This window comes from Streptomyces niveus (assembly GCF_001723055.1).
Taxonomy (GTDB): domain Bacteria; phylum Actinomycetota; class Actinomycetes; order Streptomycetales; family Streptomycetaceae; genus Streptomyces; species Streptomyces niveus.
Genome location: NZ_MDCR01000200.1, coordinates 1 through 16,068, shown reverse-complemented (window position 1 = coordinate 16,068; position 16,068 = coordinate 1). Strand labels below are relative to the sequence as shown.

Sequence of the window (16,068 nt, the reverse complement as noted above, 5' to 3'; positions counted from 1 at the left end):
ACCACGACCCGTGTCGAGGCATTTCGCGGAGAGGCCCTTCCCACACACCGCCGACGCCGACCGCCGACCGCCGACCGCCGACCGCCGACCGCCCGGCATGATCCGCCGGACAGGCCCTGGCCGTCCGCGCCAGGAAGCCGTAGCCCTGGTGGCCGGCGTGTGGCTCCATCGGACGCGTAAAAGGTGCCGTTCCTGTCGGGCGCGCTTTGTATGGGACGGGCTGCCTGAGTTCGCCGGTCCCGCGCGGTCCGCGATCGTGTCGCGGTCCGGAGCATGGTCCACCACGGGAACGACCTGCGCGCGAGGGAGAATCTCATGACCGGAACGGCGAACGAGCGACACGTCGTAGGCTCCCCCTCCCCCTCCCCCGCTGTGGCCGACCTTCGCCGTACCGGAATCAATCCGGCCTTCTGGTACCCGGTCGCCGTGTCCGGGAGCGTACGGAAGAACAGCACCTTCGCCGCCAGCTTCGCGGGCGAGCGGATCGCGCTGTACCGGGGTGGAAGCGGCACCGTCTACGCCCTGGAGGACCGCTGCGCCCACCGCCAGGTCCCGCTGAGCATGGGCGTCGTGGAGGGCGAGGCCCTGCGGTGCTGCTACCACGCCTGGGCATACCGGGGCAACGGACGCATCTCGCAGATCCCATATCTGCCCAAAGGGGTGGACCGGCCGCCCCGAGGCGTGCGCGCCTACCCCGTCCGTGAGGCGTACGGGCTGGTCTTCGTGTTCCCCGGTGACCCGGAGCTGGCGGCCGAGACGCCGTTCCCCGAACTGCCCGCCTACGCTTCGGCCAAGCACAGCACCATGACGTTCTCGCGCACGGTGCACTGCCACTACTCGTTCATGCACGAGAACCTGCTCGACATGAACCACCAGTTCCTGCACCGGGGCGTCATCGGCCGGATCCAGCCGGAACTGCTCGGCTACGACACCGGCCCGCACTCGGTGGAAGCCCGGTACCTGTTCACTCCCGCCGGCGGGAGGAAGGACCGGGGCGCGGGCCTGCTCTCGGCCGAAGGCATCGGCGGCAGCAAGTCGCCGGACGTCATCACCATCCGTACGCAGTATCCGTACCAGACGCTTCAGGCACTGCCCGAGAACACCGAACTCCCGGCGTTCTCGCTGTGGGTGGCGTACGTACCGGTGGATGCCGAGCAGCGGACGAATCACGTCTACGGCCTGCTCATGATCAAGAAGCCGCCCGTCCCCGGCGCGCTCCGCCTCGCCTGGCCGTTGATCCGGCGCTTCACCGAGCGGGTGTTCGCGGAGGACCGGATGGCGGTGGAATCGGAGCAGCGGGCCTGGGACGAACAGGGCACGGACTGGAACCAAGAGGTCTTCCCGCTGATCCTCGACGTCCGGAAGGTGCTGCGCTCGAACGGGGTTCCCATCCGCTCGAAGTCGGAACTGTGCGCCGCCGCCACGTTCTGCGGCCGTGCGTCGAATACGGAGGCGGAGGCGGAGGCCGACGGGAGCGGAGGCGGTGGCGTGGGGGTCGCAGATCCCGCGGAGGTCACACAGAACCCGTGACGGTTCGGCGGGGAGGCGTGGAAGCGCGGCCCGTGAACCGAGGGCCGGGCGTCAGCGGGCGGCGACGCCGTCCCCAGCCTCCCCGCGGCGGTGTCGCCACCTGAGGCCCTGCGAGCCGTCGTCAGCTCGGGAACCAATCCGTACGCCGACAGTCACGAGATGATTCAGGCCGCCCTCTCCTCCCTCATGGACGCCAATACCGCCGCCCTCGCCGGTATCGCCCTCACCTCGGCCAAGCCCCACCCTGGACGGACTGAAACCTGCGCCCGACTCGACCTCATCAACTCGGGTTCGGTAGAAGCCCTGTTGACGGCGGGCGTTGGCCGGCTTCAGTACAGTTGTCACTCGCCATCAGCGGATACAGTGCGCGAGTCAGCAGCCTGGTCAGAGGGGAAGCGTGACCGACACCAGCAACACCCAACCCGCCGACAGCGAAGCGCGCGCTCCGCGGCAGAGCCGGCTGCGCCGCGTGATGCGGTACATCCCCCTGGTCGCCCCTGTCCTGCTGTGGACCGTGCCCTGCTGGGTGCTCCTGTACACCGGACAGCACTGGCCGCTGCCCGTCACGCTCGTCGGCACCGCGCTGTTCGTCCTCGGCCTCGTCGGAATGCCGCTCGCGATGGCGCGCGGCCACGGCAGGCGCCAGCAGGACCGGGCGGCGATCGTCGGTGACACCCTGCTGGGCACCAGCTGGGTTCTGTTCACATGGTCCGTACTGATCGGCGGCCTCTTGCGGCTCGTCCTGACCGTGGCCGGGGTCGGCGAGGGTCAGGACCGGGCCCGGGCCGTCGCCTGGGCCGTCCTCGGCACAGCCGCCGTACTGCTCGCCTGGGGGTACGCCGAAGCCCGCCGCGTACCACGCGTACGCAGCCTCGACGTGCAACTCCCAAGGCTGGGCGCCGGGTTGGACGGCACCCGCGTCGTCCTCATCACCGACACCCACTACGGTCCGCTCGACCGCGCTCGCTGGTCGGCGCGGGTGTGCGAGACGGTGAACACCCTGGCAGCCGACCTGGTCTGTCACACCGGGGACATCGCGGACGGCACGGCCGAACGCCGCCGCGCGCAGGCCCTCCCGCTCGGTACCGTGCGGGCCACCTGGGCCCGTACGTACGTCACCGGCAACCACGAGTACTACAGCGAGGCCCAGGGCTGGGTCGACCTGATGGACGAGCTGGGCTGGGAGCCGCTGCGCAACCGGCATCTGCTGCTCGAACGCGGCGGCGACACCCTCGTGGTCGCCGGTGTGGACGACGTCACCGCCGAGTCCTCCGGTCTGGCCGGCCACCGCGCCCACCTGGCCGGAGCCTTGAACGGCGCCGACCCCGAGCTACCCGTCCTGCTCCTGGCACACCAGCCCAAGTTCGTCGACCAGGCGGCGGCGGGCGGTGTCGACCTCCAGCTCTCCGGCCACACCCACGGCGGCCAGATCTGGCCCTTCCACTACCTGGTCCGCCTCGACCAGCCCGCCGTGGCCGGCCTCAGCCGGCACGGCGCCCGTACTCTCCTCTACACCAGCCGCGGGACCGGCTTCTGGGGCCCGCCGTTCCGCGTCTTCGCCCCCAGCGAGATCACCCTGCTGGTGCTCCGCTCCCCGCAGCCGCCCAACTCGCCGTAGCACCGGGCGGATCGGCGACACCCCCACGCGGTCGCGAACCGTTGGTGTCCGCCGTGCGCTCACGCGCTCCAGCCGCCGCCGGTCGCGCGGCTCGACAGGTACGAGTCGCGCAGTGCCTTGCGCAGACCGGGGACCATCTCGTCGAACCGGGCGGCCAGCGCGTTGATCGCCTGCTTGTGGGTGCGGAGTTCGCCGCGGCTCCATACGCTGGTCAGCTCCAGCTCGACCGCGAACACCGCCATGGCCAGCTCGTCCAACGGGATCGTCGCCGGGGCGTATCCCTTGAGTACGGTGTTGCGTACCCGCTCCTGGAGGGCGGTCACCTTCTGCGGGTGGGCGACGGTGACGCGGTCGGCCGGGATGACTCCCATCACCCTGCCGCGGGAGACGGCCACCTCGCCCGCGGCGGAGAGCTGGTCGCGGACCGGTGTCTCGGCGGTGTGGGCCTTGTTGTGGACGAACTGGAGCCAGCCCTTCGGCCTGCTGTCGGGCAGGTCGCCCCACACCGCGGCGGTGAAGGTGTCGTCCGGTGTCCGCCCGGGCTTTCGGACCACCTTCCTTCCGGTGGCGCCGAGCAGCCCGTCCCGAGCCAGTTCGGTCAGGGCGCCGGCCCGGAGCAACTGGCCGCGGCCTTGCAGGTTGTCGATCTGGAACTTGCCTTTGTCCACGGTGTAGCAGAGCAGGTACAGCCGCTGCGGCAGAGTCCGGGGCATGACGGCTCCCATGAGAGATGCGGAAGGATGCGGGCGGCGAACGGTCGTACTGCGGGCGGCGAATCGGGCACATCTCAGAGGGTGGGGTCGCCGACGTGGCCGCCCGTGGCGGTGCGGATCGCGTGGGCGAGGCGTCGGGAGAAGCTCGTGACGTCGTGGACCTCATCGAGGTCGGCGCCGGCGAGGACGGCCGCGCCGATGTGTTCGCCGAGCACCCGTACGACGGCGGCGCTCGCCGCGGCGTGCCGCCGTACCTCGATGTCGCGGGGCGGGCGGCGGAGGCGGTCGCCGATGATCAGCAGCAGTTGGTGTTCGGTCTGGTCGCAGGCCATCAACCAGGCGGTGCGGAGCGCGGGTTCGGTGTCGGCGAGGCGGATCATCTTCATCGCGAGCAGCTCGTCGGCGAGATCGACGGACCGCGCCTCGTGACGGCGCCCTCCCAGCTCCAGAGACAGATGGTCGTCGAGGGAACGGTGCCGGGGCCAGCGGTGCAGTACGCGCAGCAGGGTGGCGACGCCCTGCATGACGACGGGCTCGGCGCAGCTCTCCTTGCTGCGGAAGTGCCGCCAGACGGTACGGGTGGAAACGCCCACCGCCTCGGCGATCTGGTCCCCGCTCGTCGCGGCCACACCCCGCGTCCAGAACAGCCGCGACGCCTCCCGGGAGATCTCGAGCCGCAGCCGCGCCCGCCGCTGCTCGCTCATCCCGCCCTTCATGAGGCGTTCGTCCCGGCGGGCGGTGCCGGTCAGGCCCGCTTGGCGGGGAGCAGGCCCAGGGCCTTCAGGCGCTTGTCCGAGGCACGGGCCGCCCAGGCAACGACGAGCAGGCCGACGGCCAGGAGGGGGAAGCCCATCATGATCTTGGCTATCCCCAGGCTGCCGATCTCGTCGGCGTCGTAGAGCCACTTACTGACGACGAACCGGGCCCCGAAGATGGTGGCCATGACCAGGGTGGCGATGTCGTAGTAGAGGAGCGAGCGCTTGTCCGAACGCCAGACGGTGCCCTTGCCGGTGGTCGCGCTGTAGAGCACGGCGGCCAGCGGCCAGCGTACGAGCACGGAGAGAAGGAAGAGGATGGCGCCCGCCAGGCTTGCCCAGATGCCGATGAGGAAGAAGTCCTTCGCGGATCCGGTGTACCAGGAGATACCGGCGGCGATCACGACGCCGAACGCGCCGCCGAGCGCCGGCTGGAGCGACTCCTTGCGCACCAGCCGCTCCACGGCGATGGCCAGGGCGACGACGGCGGAGGCGATGATCGCCGTCTTGAGGCCGCGGAGGCTGTTGGCGACGACGAACGCCGCGACGGGCAGCGCCGAGTAGACGAGCCCCTTGGTGCCGCCCGCCCGGTCGAGGGCCGACGGCTGCTTCTGGTGGTCTGTCGGCTGTGCTGCCTGCTTCGCCTGCGCCGTCGCCTGCGTCATCCGCATGTCGGTCGCTGCCTCCTGGGGACCGGTGGGCTTCATGTTGATCAGCTCTTTCGGAGTCGCGTGGGGGGTGACGAGCAAGGACCTCGTCGCGTCACTTAATGCCACCTTGGCATTAAGTGACGACTCTCGACCACCCGAGACGGCGTGACCTGGATCACAGCCGGACGACATAAGCAGTCATATGGGCAGTTGGCGGTCGACGGTTGACGCCGATGAGGCAGAGAAGGGAGAGACGGTCGACCGCCCTGCGGGCTCGCGCCGCCGTACTCGCCTTGTGGGCAACGGAGTTGGGCTGGGCGCGGCAAGTCGTACGGCGGAGGAGGCCCATGGCGAGCGAGGCCGACCGGCTCGCGACTGGCGCCCCGGTTCGTTCTGTCCCGCGGGCCGCGGGCGCAGACGTCTACGCCTCAGCCGACGGCGTCGACCGTCCCGGTGACCGGGTCCCCGACCGCTCCCCCGGTGGCCCTGCGGACGGCATGCGCGACACGGGCGGGCGCGTCGGCGTACTCCCGGGGATCGACGCCCGCCAGGAGGGCGGCGCCGATCTCCTCGTTGATGACCCGAAGAGCCGCCGAGGCCGCCGCGCCGTGCAGGCGTACGTCGAGGTCGTCGGCCGGGAGCCGCAGTCGGTGCGCGATGATCTCGGTCATCTCGCGCTCCACCTGGTCGCAGGCCATCAGCCAGGCAGTGCGGATGGCCGGCTCCGTGTCGGCCAGCCGGATCATCTTCACCGCGAGCGCGGTGTCGGCCCGCTCGACGGCGTCGGCCTCACGGCCGTATCTGCTCGACTCCGCCGCGAAGTGCTCTTCGAGGGACAGATGCGGGGGCCAGCCGCGCAACGTGGCCATCTCCCAGGCCACGCCCTGCGTCACGATGGGCTCCGCGCAGCTCTCCTTGCTGCGGAAGTGGCGCCAGATGGTGCGCACCGACAAGCCGACGGCTTCGGCGATCTGTTCACCGCTGGTCGCGTCCACGCCCTGGTCCCAGAAGAGGCGGGACGCTTCCCGTGAGATCTCCAGTCGCACGCGATGGCGCCGCTGATCGCTCATCCCGCCGCCGCCTCGCTTGGCCGATGGCACAGCCGCCCACCTCCGTCCCGTGCTCCCTGCCCCCGGTGCATCAAATGCCATAATGACAGTAAGTGACGCCTACTTCCAGCTCCGTAGGGATCGGGGTGACTCGTACCCGCGGCCCGTGCGGCGGGAGCGCGCACTACTCGGGCAGTGGCCGGTCGTCGACGACGTTCTTCATGACCAGGGTGGAGGTCAGGCGCTGGACGCCCGGAAGCCGGGCCAGTCGCGCGTCGTACAGCTGCTGGAAAGCGGCCAGATCGGTGGTGGCGACGCGCAGGAGGTAGTCGGGTTCGCCGAACAGGCGCTGGGCCTGGAGCACTTGGGGGACCGCGGTCACGGCCGCCTCGAATGCGGTGACGGTGTCGGAGTCCTCCCAGCGCAGGGTGGCGAAGACGAGTGCCTCGAAGTGCAGGCCGACGGCCGCCGGGTCGACCACGGCGCGGTAGCCGCGGATCGCGCCCTCACGTTCGAGATCTCGCAGGCGGCGGTGGCAGGGCGAGACGCTCAGTCGCACGCGGGCCGCCAGCTCGGTGACCGTGAGACGGCCGTCCTGTTGCAGCTCGGCAAGAATCTTCCGGTCCAAGGTATCCATGGAGAAGATTCTCCCCCGAAAGGCGCGATCACGGGGTAGATCCAGGAACACTTCCGGACAGAACCGGCCTAGCCTTCCTCACGTGACACCGAACGTGAGAGGGATCGATCCATGGACACGACCACGCTGGCGGCATTCCTGGCGGTGGACCTCCTGCTGGTGTTCACGCCGGGCGCGGACTGGGCCTACGCGATCTCGGCGGGCGTTCGGGACCGGTCGGTCGTGCCGGCGGTCGCCGGACTGATAGCCGGACACGCGGCGTACGCGCTGCTGGCCGTCGCGGGCCTGGCGGTGATCGTGGCAAGCTCCCCGGCCCTGCTCACCGCCCTGACCGTGGTCGGGGCCGGCTATCTGGTACGGCTCGGCTGGGGCGCGCTGAGACAGCCGGCCGCCATGACGGCCGCCCAGGGGGACATGGGCTCCTCCCGTACGCGCGTCATGCTCAAGGGCGCCGCGATCAGCGGGCTGAACCCGAAGGCACTGCTGCTGTACCTCTCGCTGTTCCCCCAGTTCATCAGCCCGGCGACGGGCTGGCCGGTCGCCGCACAGACCGGCGTACTCAGCGCGGTGCACCTCACGGCCTGTGCGGTCGTCTACCTCGGCGTCGGTGTCCTGGCCCGCACCGTCCTGAAGACCAGGCCTACGGCCGCCCGGACCGTCGCCCGGGCCTCCGGCGCCATGATGGTGGCCATCGGCGGGTTCCTGCTGGCGGAACACCTGACCGGCTGACGCGCCCGTTCGGCCCGCGGGAGCGCTGCCGACCACCGCTTGCCACGGGACGGGCCCCGCGACGGCCCGGGTCCCGTCGCAGGCCGGGATCCGGGCCTCCACCCCGTCAGCAGATGGCGCGGCCGGCGGACGGGGGCGTCGTCCGGCGGGTCCGCTACCAGCCGGTCTTCACCGAGTCGTAGGCCTTGCGGCAGTCGGCGTTGGTGGCCTCCACGGCCAGCTTCTGCATGGCGTTCTGCCAGACCTTCTTGGCCACCTTCTCCAACTCCCGCGTCTGGGCGGGGATGTTCGGGGCGTACTTCTTGATCGTCCCGATGGAGGACTTGGCGAACTTGTTGCACACGGGTCCGGCGGCGTTGCGGTAGCGGGTGTCCAGGTCCGTGGCCACGGCCTGGCCGTTGTTGGTGGCCCAGGTGTTCCAGGCCGCGCACGCCGTCTCGGTGAAGGCCTGCTGGTCGGCCTCGCTCAGGGCGCCGGCCTCGTTCAGGAAGGCGCTCTGGACCTTGTCCGGGACCGTGAAGTCCACGACGGGGAACTTGTCGAGGGTCTTGAGCAGCGCCTCCTGACACGCGGGCGGCAGCGGAGCCGCCTGCGCCGGGGCGGGGAACGTCAGGGCGGACGCCGACACGAGAGCCGCGGTGAGCAGCGCGCTGCGGACGGTACGCGAACGAGTCATGGGGGTGATGCTCCTTGCGTGGAGAGTGTGATGGTCCGGCGACGGGTCGTCGCCCGGATGCAGAACGATCTCCAGCTCTCACGGGTCACGGCGGCCTCAGGCCGAACGGGGGCGGCCCGCAGGTCAGTTGGGGCGTACGCGCTCCGTGACTGCGCCGGGCTCCGGCGTGTACGCGGGGGCGCGACGCTTCCGTTCCGGTGGGAGCGCGTCACGGGTGCGCCGGCGGAAGACCATGAACCCGGCCAGCGCCGCCACCAGCAGCCAGAGCAGCTGGATCGCGAGCCCCTCGGCCACCGGCGCGGTCGAGAAGGCCGCCGACATGCTGGCCTGCACGGCTCCGTACGACGGCAGGAAGCGCACGACCGCGCTGTCCGACCCGGAGCTGGACAGCGGGTTCTGGAGGGCGACGTCGATGATGCTGATCATCAGGATCGCGAACATGCCCTCCACCTCACGGCGGAGCACCGAGCCGAAGACCACTCCGAGCGCGCCGTACGTCAGGGCGGCGCAGAACAGCGCGGCGGCGAGCATGAGGGGCTGCCGGGGGGACCACGCGAACCCGGCGGCGGCCGTGGCGTACGCGGCGATGGCGGCGCAGACCAGGGTGAGCGCGGAGAGTTTCGCGAGGACCAGGTGGTGACGCGGGTACCCCGCCATGGCCAGGCGCCGGTCGAAGGCACCGCCCGTGAAGGTGGCGGCGAACATCATGAACCCGGCGATCAGGGTGACCGCGTTCAGCGCGCCGGTGATCTGGGTGAGGTGATTGCCCGGCGGGTTCAGCACCTCACCCGTGGCCCGCAGCCTGAACGGCGCCGGCCGGTCGGGAATCGTCACGTAGGCCAGGGCGATCCACACGGGGATGTAGAGCACGACCAGCAGCATCGCGAACCGGTTGCGGGAGTGTCCGATCAGCGCGTACCGGGAGGCCGTCGCGAACAGGGACCAGTGCCGCCTCATGCCGCGGCCTCCGCGCACCGGTCCTGGCGCCGGAGGCGCCCGTCCTCCAGGCGCCACAGCTGGTCCAGCCGCTCGACGTCGTACGCCAGGTGCGAGACGACCAGCACCGAGCGTCCGGCGTCGCGCAGTGTTGTCGCCAGCTCCCAGAAGCGCAGGTACGTCTCCCAGTCGAAGCCCTGGTAGGGCTCGTCGAGCAGAAGTACGTCGGGGTCGTGCATGAGCGCGAGAGTCAGGTTCAGCTTCTGCCGTGAGCCGCCGCTCAGCAGACCCGCGCGCTGGTCGAGGTACTCGGTGAAGGCCAGGGTCTCCATCACGTCCTCGGCGCGCCGCAGGTCCGCGAGACCGAAGGCGTGCCGGAAGAAGTCCAGGTGCTGGCGGACGGTGAAGGAGTCGTCCAGGACGACGGACTGCGGGCAGTAGCCGAACCTGCCGCTGTGGTGCACCGAGCCCCGGTCCGGGCGGAGTTCACCGGCGAGGATCCTCAACAGGGTTGTCTTGCCGGCGCCGTTCTCCCCCACGATCCCGGCGAGGACCCCGGGCCGCAGCCGGAGGTCGACGCCGCGTAGAACGGCGTGCTGCCGGTAGGAGTGGTGCACATCTGTGACGTCCATCGCGCTGCTCCGTCGTGCCTGGTCTTCCGGATGGTCACGGAAGCGGTACGCGCGTCGTGCGGGGTACGCGACTTCCGATGGGCGGCGGAACCGGTCCGCCCGTGCCCAACGAGCAGGCGGGGCAACGGAAACGGCGCCGAACCGACGTCCGGTCGGTGTCGGAGCGGCGTCGGAGCGGCGTCCGAGCGGCGTCAATCCGTCGCGTCGCGCTTCACACGTCCGGCGGCTCTGCCCGCGGATCCAGGTCTCGGCGCGACCGGGGCGGCTAGCTTGGCGTGGCGGGTCAAGTACCGCGCCCTCACGGCCACTTCCCTCCACGTGGGCACGAGGAAAGACACGAGGAAGAGTCGGTCGGTCATGCGGAGAACATGCGTCATCGGCGCGGGCCCGTCCGGTCTGGCGGCGAGCAAGGTCCTCGCCTCGCGGAACGTTCCGTTCGACTGCTTCGAGGCCGGATCGGGCGTCGGCGGACTCTGGCGGTACGGCAACGACAACGGCATGTCGGGGGTGTACGCGTCGCTGCACACCAACGTCTCGAAGCGGAGCATGGCCTTCTCCTCCCTGGCACTCCCGGACACCTGTCCGGTCTTTCCGCACCACAGCCTGATGCTGGCCTACCTGGAGGACTACGCCGCGTCGTTCGGCCTGCACCGCCACATCGAGTTCGGTACGAGGGTCACCTCGGTGCGGCCCCTGGACGACGGCGGCTGGGAGGTGGTCTGCCGGCGCCGGGGCGGCCCGGCCGAGGAGACGCGGCGCTACACCGAGGTGGTGGTGGCCAACGGGCACCACTGGGATCCGCGCCTCCCGTCCCCCGCCGTGCCCGGCGCCGAGGAGTTCGCGGGGACGGCGATCCACTCGCACGGCTACCGCACCCCCGACCCGTACGCCGGTCAGCGGGTCTTGGTGATCGGCATGGGCAACTCCGCGTGCGAGATCGCGGCGGAGATCTCGCGCACGGCGGCGCGGACGTTCCTCTCCGCGCGGGACGCGGCCCATCTGTTCCCCAAGGTGCTGCTGGGCCGTCCGGCGGACCATCTGGCGTGGAGCCCGCTGTCCGATCTCCCGCGGTTGCTGAAGGATCCGGCACTGCGACTCCTCCTGCGGCTCACCCGGGGCTCAACGGCTCGTTACGGGCTCCCCGAACCGGTCCGCGGACCGCTCGCCGGCCACCCCTCCACCTCCGACGAACTCCTCTCCCAACTGGCCCGGGGCGCGGTCACACCGAAGCCCGGCGTCCGTTCCTTCGGCCGGGAGACGGCGGTCTTCGGCGACGGCAGCCGTGAACAGGTCGACGCCGTGGTGTACGCCACGGGCTACCGGATCTCCTTCCCCTTCCTCGCGCCCTCCCTGTTCGCCGCCCCCGACGGGCGCACGGAGCTCTATCTGCGCACGATCCCGCCCCGTCTCCCCGGGCTCTACTTCATGGGGCTCGCACAGCCCTCCGGCGCGGCGTTCCCGCTGCTCGAACCGCAGGCGGAGTGGATCGCCGAGCTGATCGAGGGCACGGTCGCCCCGCCGTCGCCGGCGGACATGACGCGGATGATCGCGCGCGAGTGGCGCCGCCACCGCAAGACGTACGTGTCCACCTACCGCCACGGGATCGAAATTGACTTCCGCTCCTACCGAAGAGCCCTCCGCCGGGAACGCCGAGCAGGCAGGCGCCGCGCACGTGGCGCCGTCCCCGCCCTGCCCGCCGTGGCCGGCCCCGCCCCGGCGGCCGACGCCGTGTGATCCGCTCAGCCAGGTGTTCCAACAGATGTCCGGCGCGCATCAGTTGGCGGTGGGGTGGGCGGTGCGCTTCCGTGGGGAGCCGCCCTCGCCCGACACCCTGCGCCGGCACGTACAGGCCAGGCTCGCGGACCTCCCGACGCTGACCCACCGCGTCGAGGAGAGGCCGGGGTCGCGTCCCCGCTTCGTGTCCGTGCCGGAGCTGGACCCGCGTGAGCACGTACGCGAACTGCTCATGACGGATCCCCGGGAGCAGTGGCAGAGCTGCATCCAGGAGGTACTGACGCGGCCACTGCCGGCCGGGCACCGCCCGCCCTGGGACCTCTGGCTGATCCACGGGTACGGCGACGGCACCGGGCCGCCCGAGTACGTGCTGGTGTTCCGCATCCACCACGCTCTGGAGGACGGCGCGGGGCACCATTACGTACTGCGGACGCTGTTCACCCCGCGTATCGCACCGCAAAGGTCGCGCGGTGTCGCGGACACGCCCGCGCGTACGCCCGCGCCCGTCGAGAGTGGCGGGCGGGTCTCCTTCCGTGCCGTGCCGGGTATCGCGGGCGACGTCGCCCGGAGCCTGCGGGGCAGCGACAGTTGGGCCGTGCTGCGTCGGCCGCCCACGGGGACTCTCGCCACGGCCGTCGGGACGGCGGCGACCCGGCGGCTGCTCGCGCTCTCCCGGGCCTTGGACACCGATATCAGCGTGGTCTTCCTGACCGCGCTGGCCGGGGCGATGCGGGCTGTCGCCGTGGCCGAGGAAGAGCGTCCGGCGCCGCTCGCACTCCTGTGGCCCCTGACCGTCCGGACGGGTGGCGAACGCGGCGCGGTCGGCAACTACCTCACCATGGTGCGTCTGCGGCTGCCCTGCGCCGAGCCCCATCCGTCACGCCGTCTCGCCTCCCTCTCACGGCAGTTGGAGGCCGGGCGCGTGGAGCGGAGGATGCGCACCTCGCGCGCGCTCATGCGGCGCGCGCCGCTTCCGATGAGCCTCGGCACACTGCGGCTGCTCATGCGCCCCCGCCACGCCTCCCTCACCGGCACCTACTTCCCCGCCGCCCTGCCACAACCGGCCCTCGGCGAGGCCCGGTTGGACGGCGCGCTCGGGCTGGGCGCTCCCCTGCCCGGTCAGCTCTGCCATCTGACGCTGCTCAGGTACCGGTCCGAGTGCACGCTGTCCGTCGTCCACGACACGGCGTTCGCCCGGGGCGCTGACCTGCCGGAGCTGTGGCTGGCTGCGCTGGCGGAACTCGAAGCGGTGGTCCGAGACGCTCGCCAGTGACCGGTAGGCTCCGGCTCTTTCACATCGGCGCGGAGCCTGTCTCGACCTCACCCCCCAGTTCGCCCACGGCCTGCTCCCACAGTTCCGGCAGCAACTCCCCGTGCGGCAGGGCGCGGTCCGCCACGAAGGACGTCTCGGCCCACTCGCCGAAGTACGACAGGCCCACTCCGAAGAGGTGCCCGGGGACGAGCAGGGGTAGCAGGGCGACGCCCGTCACCCGGCTGTCCCCCAGGCTGCCCTTGTCGGCGATCGGCATGGACGTGGCCATGACGTCGGTGACGCGCGGGGAGAGCATCCTTCGCAGGTACCACTCGGTCGGGCGGTCCGGCATGTGGCGGACCAGGTCCTGAATGGCCTGCCGCCAGGCCTCGCCCCGCAGTCTGCGGGTCGAGGCCATGACGTGTTCCAGTCGCCGCAGGGGCGAGACGGCGTCCAGGGATCCGTTCCCGCGTGCCGGGGCGGTGCGCGCGGGCCGTTGCACGGGCAGTCGTACGGGCAGTTCCAGCGGCAGGGCGAAGCAGCGGTTGCCCCAGGTCTGTTCCTCGTTCGGGCGGCGCGCGTCGACCGGCAGCAGCGCCCTCACCCGGGGAAGCGGTACGCCGGACCGGGCCGACCACGCCGACAACGCCCCTGCGAGCGCCGCCAGATGGACGTCGTGGGCCGACCCGCCGTGGGCCGCGGCGATCCGGCGGAGGGCGTCCGCCGGTACGCGGCCCCGCCACAGCCGCCGCTCCCCCGTGGGGGCGACGGGGGCGGCGGCCCGGCTGCGGCCGCGCACGGGGAGGGAGCCGGCCAGGAACATCGTCGTCAGCCCGACCGCTGTGCCCACGCGTCGGGGCAGACCTGTCAAGCGCCCCTTCTTCGGCACCGGACGGCCCGACGGCTCCCCCTCGCCCAGCATGGCCCGGAAGGTCAGCGCGGCGGCCGAACCGTCCTGGCAGGCGTGGTGGAAGCGGTAGCACACGGCGTACTCGTCGGGCACATGGCCATGAATCAGCCAGACGCCCCAGTACGTGCCGGGCGCGAACGGCGCGTCGAGCGCCGTGTGCAGGGCGGCGTCCCACCCCGCGGGGCCGTCCGCGACCACCTCGTGGACGTGCCGGTCGACGGTGAAGTCCGGGTCGGGCAGCCACCGGGGGCGCCGTGCGCCGCCCTCGACCCGGCTGGTGAGCAGGGGCAGCGCGCCCAGGCGGAAGCCCACGTACGCGCGGAGGTCCGCCAGGCTCGGGGGCGGACCGCTCAGGTACGCGACTCCGCCGGCGTCCCAGCGGACGTCGGGGTGGCGGCGCTCCATGCCGAGGAACGCGCGGTCGACCGCGTGGGCGCGCCGGCCGGGGAGGGGTGTGGGCCGGGCTGACGGATCGGACACGGGCATCGGGAGCTCCTGTTCGTGCCAAGGGGCGGGCAGACGGGGCGAGTCCGGGCGCCGGGCCGCCGCCCGTCACCGGGCTGAAGCCGAGTAGGAACGGTTTATATCCGGGTTGGCGCCGCGGGGAATGGCCGTATCCGACCGCGGCGCCCGACGTACGCGCTGCGCTCTCGCTCCCACCGGGCCCGACGCCGGGTACCGGCCGCCGCACGCCGCCCGCCGGATCACCCGAAAGGGCGACGGTCCCTCGCTTGCCACTTCCTCGGTTCGACTCGGTCCCGCCCGGCCGCGTCCGTCGACACGGGTTGTGGCCTGGGTACTTCATTCGGGTGACCGGTCGGATCGAGGGCTCCAACACTGTCCGCGTTCTGCCACTGTGTCCCGTGCGTCAGTGGTCATCAAGCCCGGAGGAGGGCCTTAGCGGCCTCCGGGCGGGCCGGACGAGTCGGGTCCCGCAAGGGCCGAACGCCCGTGTCACACCGTTCCGTTGGGCGACCGGCCGGCCGCATCGTGTCTCCCGGCCACCGCGGCCGGCCCCGGCGTTGGTCCTGTCCCTACTTCGGAGCCCTTGGAGCCAAGGTCATGCATGTCGCCCTCACCGGCGCCACCGGATTCCTCGGACTGCGCCTGCTGCGCCGTCTGCTCGGCACGCACCGGTCGGTGACGGTTCTGGCCCACGCGGGGTCGGGCGACGCGCTGCACCGCATCACCCGGTTCTTCGAAGTGACCGGCGCACCCGAGGCGTACGTCGCCGAACTCCCCGGCCGGCTAAGGGTGGTGGAGACCGAGTTGGAGCGACCGGGGCTGGGGCTGTCCAGTCGCGCCTTCCAGGAGCTGGCAGACGGCCTGGGCACGATCTGGCACAGCGCGGGCAGCATCAACCTTGAGGGAGATCTGCCCGCCCTGCGCCGGACCAATGTCGAAGGAACCCGGCACGTACTGGAGTTGGCCGCCGCCGGACGCGCGAGACCCGTGGTCCACCACGTGAGTACCGCCTTCGTCGCCGGGCGCCGGCGTGAAGGGGTGGCGTACGAGGACGAGTTGGACGACGCGTACGGCTTCGAGAACGCCTACGAACGCTCCAAGTACGAGGCGGAGAAGCTCATCCACGCGTGGTCGCGGGAGCACCGCCGCCCGGTCGTGGTGCTGCGGCCGAGCATCCTCGTCACGGACCTGCCGCCGCACCCGGAACTGCCCTCGCACCCGCTTCAGGTCATCGGGCGGATCCTGCACGACGCGCGACGCACCGCCGGCCCCGGAAGCCCCGGCGCCGGAAACCCGGGGGGCCGGCCCCGCTTCCGGCTGGTGGGTCAGCCGCACGGCCGGCTGAATCTGATGCCGGTGGAGCACGCGGCCGATGTCATGGTGCGGCTGGCCGGCCGGACGCCGTCGGGGGGTGTCGACACGTACCACGTCGTGCACGACCGTGACGTGCCCGTGCCGACGATCATGACCCTCCTGGAACAACTGGTCGAGTTGTCCGTCGAGTTGGTCGCCGCGGCTCCCGCCGAGCCGTCGGCCCTGGAAGCGCTGGTCGACTTCTACCCGGGTCTGACGGCCTACCTGACCCATCGGCGGCGCTTCGACGACACGCGGGTCCGGGCCCTGTTCGGGTCGTCGGCGGCCTCCGAGCGGGTGGATCTCGCCTACCTGCGGTCCGGCCTGGTCCCCGGCGGTCCGGCCCTCGGCGGGCCACTGCCGACCGGCGAGATACCGTCCGCCGCCGCCCGGTACGCCTGACCCGCACGTCTCCCCTCCCCCAGGAGC

Annotated in this window: 15 protein-coding genes; 6 read left to right on the top strand and 9 right to left on the bottom strand. The window is 71.6% G+C overall.

The features are described from left to right. Positions 1 to 315 precede the first annotated feature (315 nt). Both BHU15_RS23210 and BHU15_RS23205 read left to right on the top strand, forming a co-directional pair. The gene (locus BHU15_RS23210; RefSeq protein ID WP_079128324.1) at positions 316 to 1,530 is read left to right on the top strand and encodes a Rieske 2Fe-2S domain-containing protein; all 1,215 of its coding nucleotides are present in this window, start codon (positions 316 to 318) and stop codon (positions 1,528 to 1,530) included. 397 nt (positions 1,531 to 1,927) lie between these two features. Further along, on the top strand, positions 1,928 to 3,148 hold the full coding sequence (locus BHU15_RS23205) for a metallophosphoesterase (RefSeq protein WP_069628967.1): 1,221 nt from the start codon (positions 1,928 to 1,930) through the stop codon (positions 3,146 to 3,148). 59 nt (positions 3,149 to 3,207) lie between these two features. Here the strand turns inward: BHU15_RS23205 and BHU15_RS23200 are convergent, their stop codons facing one another. The 5 genes from BHU15_RS23200 to BHU15_RS23180 form a co-directional block, all read right to left on the bottom strand. Continuing rightward, complete coding sequence (locus BHU15_RS23200; protein WP_069628983.1) at positions 3,208 to 3,861, bottom strand: GOLPH3/VPS74 family protein; 654 nt, start codon at positions 3,859 to 3,861, stop codon at positions 3,208 to 3,210. 74 nt (positions 3,862 to 3,935) lie between these two features. Further along, positions 3,936 to 4,565 (bottom strand): TetR/AcrR family transcriptional regulator, encoded by a 630-nt coding sequence (locus tag BHU15_RS23195; RefSeq protein WP_069628982.1) that lies wholly within the window; start codon positions 4,563 to 4,565, stop codon positions 3,936 to 3,938. A 41-nt stretch (positions 4,566 to 4,606) separates the two neighbouring features. After that, complete coding sequence (locus BHU15_RS23190; RefSeq protein ID WP_069628981.1) at positions 4,607 to 5,323, bottom strand: DUF3159 domain-containing protein; 717 nt, start codon at positions 5,321 to 5,323, stop codon at positions 4,607 to 4,609. A 371-nt stretch (positions 5,324 to 5,694) separates the two neighbouring features. Further along, positions 5,695 to 6,336, bottom strand: coding sequence for a TetR/AcrR family transcriptional regulator (locus BHU15_RS23185; protein WP_069628966.1), 642 nt, complete (start codon positions 6,334 to 6,336; stop codon positions 5,695 to 5,697). A gap of 163 nt (positions 6,337 to 6,499) precedes the next feature. Next, positions 6,500 to 6,952: an Lrp/AsnC family transcriptional regulator gene (locus BHU15_RS23180; RefSeq protein WP_069628965.1), complete on the bottom strand. Its 453-nt coding sequence runs from the start codon at positions 6,950 to 6,952 to the stop codon at positions 6,500 to 6,502. Positions 6,953 to 7,063: 111 nt separating this feature from the next. On the opposite strand from BHU15_RS23180, the gene BHU15_RS23175 reads away from it, so the two are divergent. Beyond that, entirely contained in the window at positions 7,064 to 7,681 is a 618-nt protein-coding gene (locus BHU15_RS23175) for a LysE family translocator (protein ID WP_069628964.1), read from the top strand. Between the two features lie 154 nt (positions 7,682 to 7,835). Here BHU15_RS23175 and BHU15_RS23170 read toward each other — a convergent pair whose 3' ends face one another. The 3 genes from BHU15_RS23170 to BHU15_RS23160 form a co-directional block, all read right to left on the bottom strand. Continuing rightward, entirely contained in the window at positions 7,836 to 8,357 is a 522-nt protein-coding gene (locus tag BHU15_RS23170) for a hypothetical protein (protein WP_069628963.1), read from the bottom strand. Between the two features lie 123 nt (positions 8,358 to 8,480). Beyond that, a complete protein-coding gene (locus tag BHU15_RS23165; protein WP_069628980.1) occupies positions 8,481 to 9,314 on the bottom strand; it encodes a hypothetical protein in 834 nt (277 codons plus the stop codon). Then, on the bottom strand, positions 9,311 to 9,925 hold the full coding sequence (locus tag BHU15_RS23160) for an ABC transporter ATP-binding protein (protein ID WP_023537960.1): 615 nt from the start codon (positions 9,923 to 9,925) through the stop codon (positions 9,311 to 9,313). Before BHU15_RS23160 ends, BHU15_RS23165 begins: the two co-directional genes overlap by 4 nt. A 357-nt stretch (positions 9,926 to 10,282) precedes the next feature. Between BHU15_RS23160 and BHU15_RS23155 the strand changes: the two genes are divergently transcribed. Next, positions 10,283 to 11,659 (top strand): flavin-containing monooxygenase, encoded by a 1,377-nt coding sequence (locus BHU15_RS23155; protein WP_069628962.1) that lies wholly within the window; start codon positions 10,283 to 10,285, stop codon positions 11,657 to 11,659. A 25-nt stretch (positions 11,660 to 11,684) separates the two neighbouring features. After that, positions 11,685 to 12,932, top strand: a complete 1,248-nt coding sequence (locus tag BHU15_RS23150) for a wax ester/triacylglycerol synthase domain-containing protein (protein WP_141726866.1) — start codon at positions 11,685 to 11,687, stop codon at positions 12,930 to 12,932. Positions 12,933 to 12,951: 19 nt separating this feature from the next. Here BHU15_RS23150 and BHU15_RS23145 read toward each other — a convergent pair whose 3' ends face one another. Then, the gene (locus BHU15_RS23145) at positions 12,952 to 14,307 is read right to left on the bottom strand and encodes a wax ester/triacylglycerol synthase domain-containing protein (protein ID WP_069628960.1); all 1,356 of its coding nucleotides are present in this window, start codon (positions 14,305 to 14,307) and stop codon (positions 12,952 to 12,954) included. Between the two features lie 576 nt (positions 14,308 to 14,883). Between BHU15_RS23145 and BHU15_RS23140 the strand changes: the two genes are divergently transcribed. After that, positions 14,884 to 16,041, top strand: a complete 1,158-nt coding sequence (locus BHU15_RS23140; RefSeq protein ID WP_069628959.1) for an SDR family oxidoreductase — start codon at positions 14,884 to 14,886, stop codon at positions 16,039 to 16,041. The last annotated feature ends 27 nt before the right edge of the window (positions 16,042 to 16,068 follow it).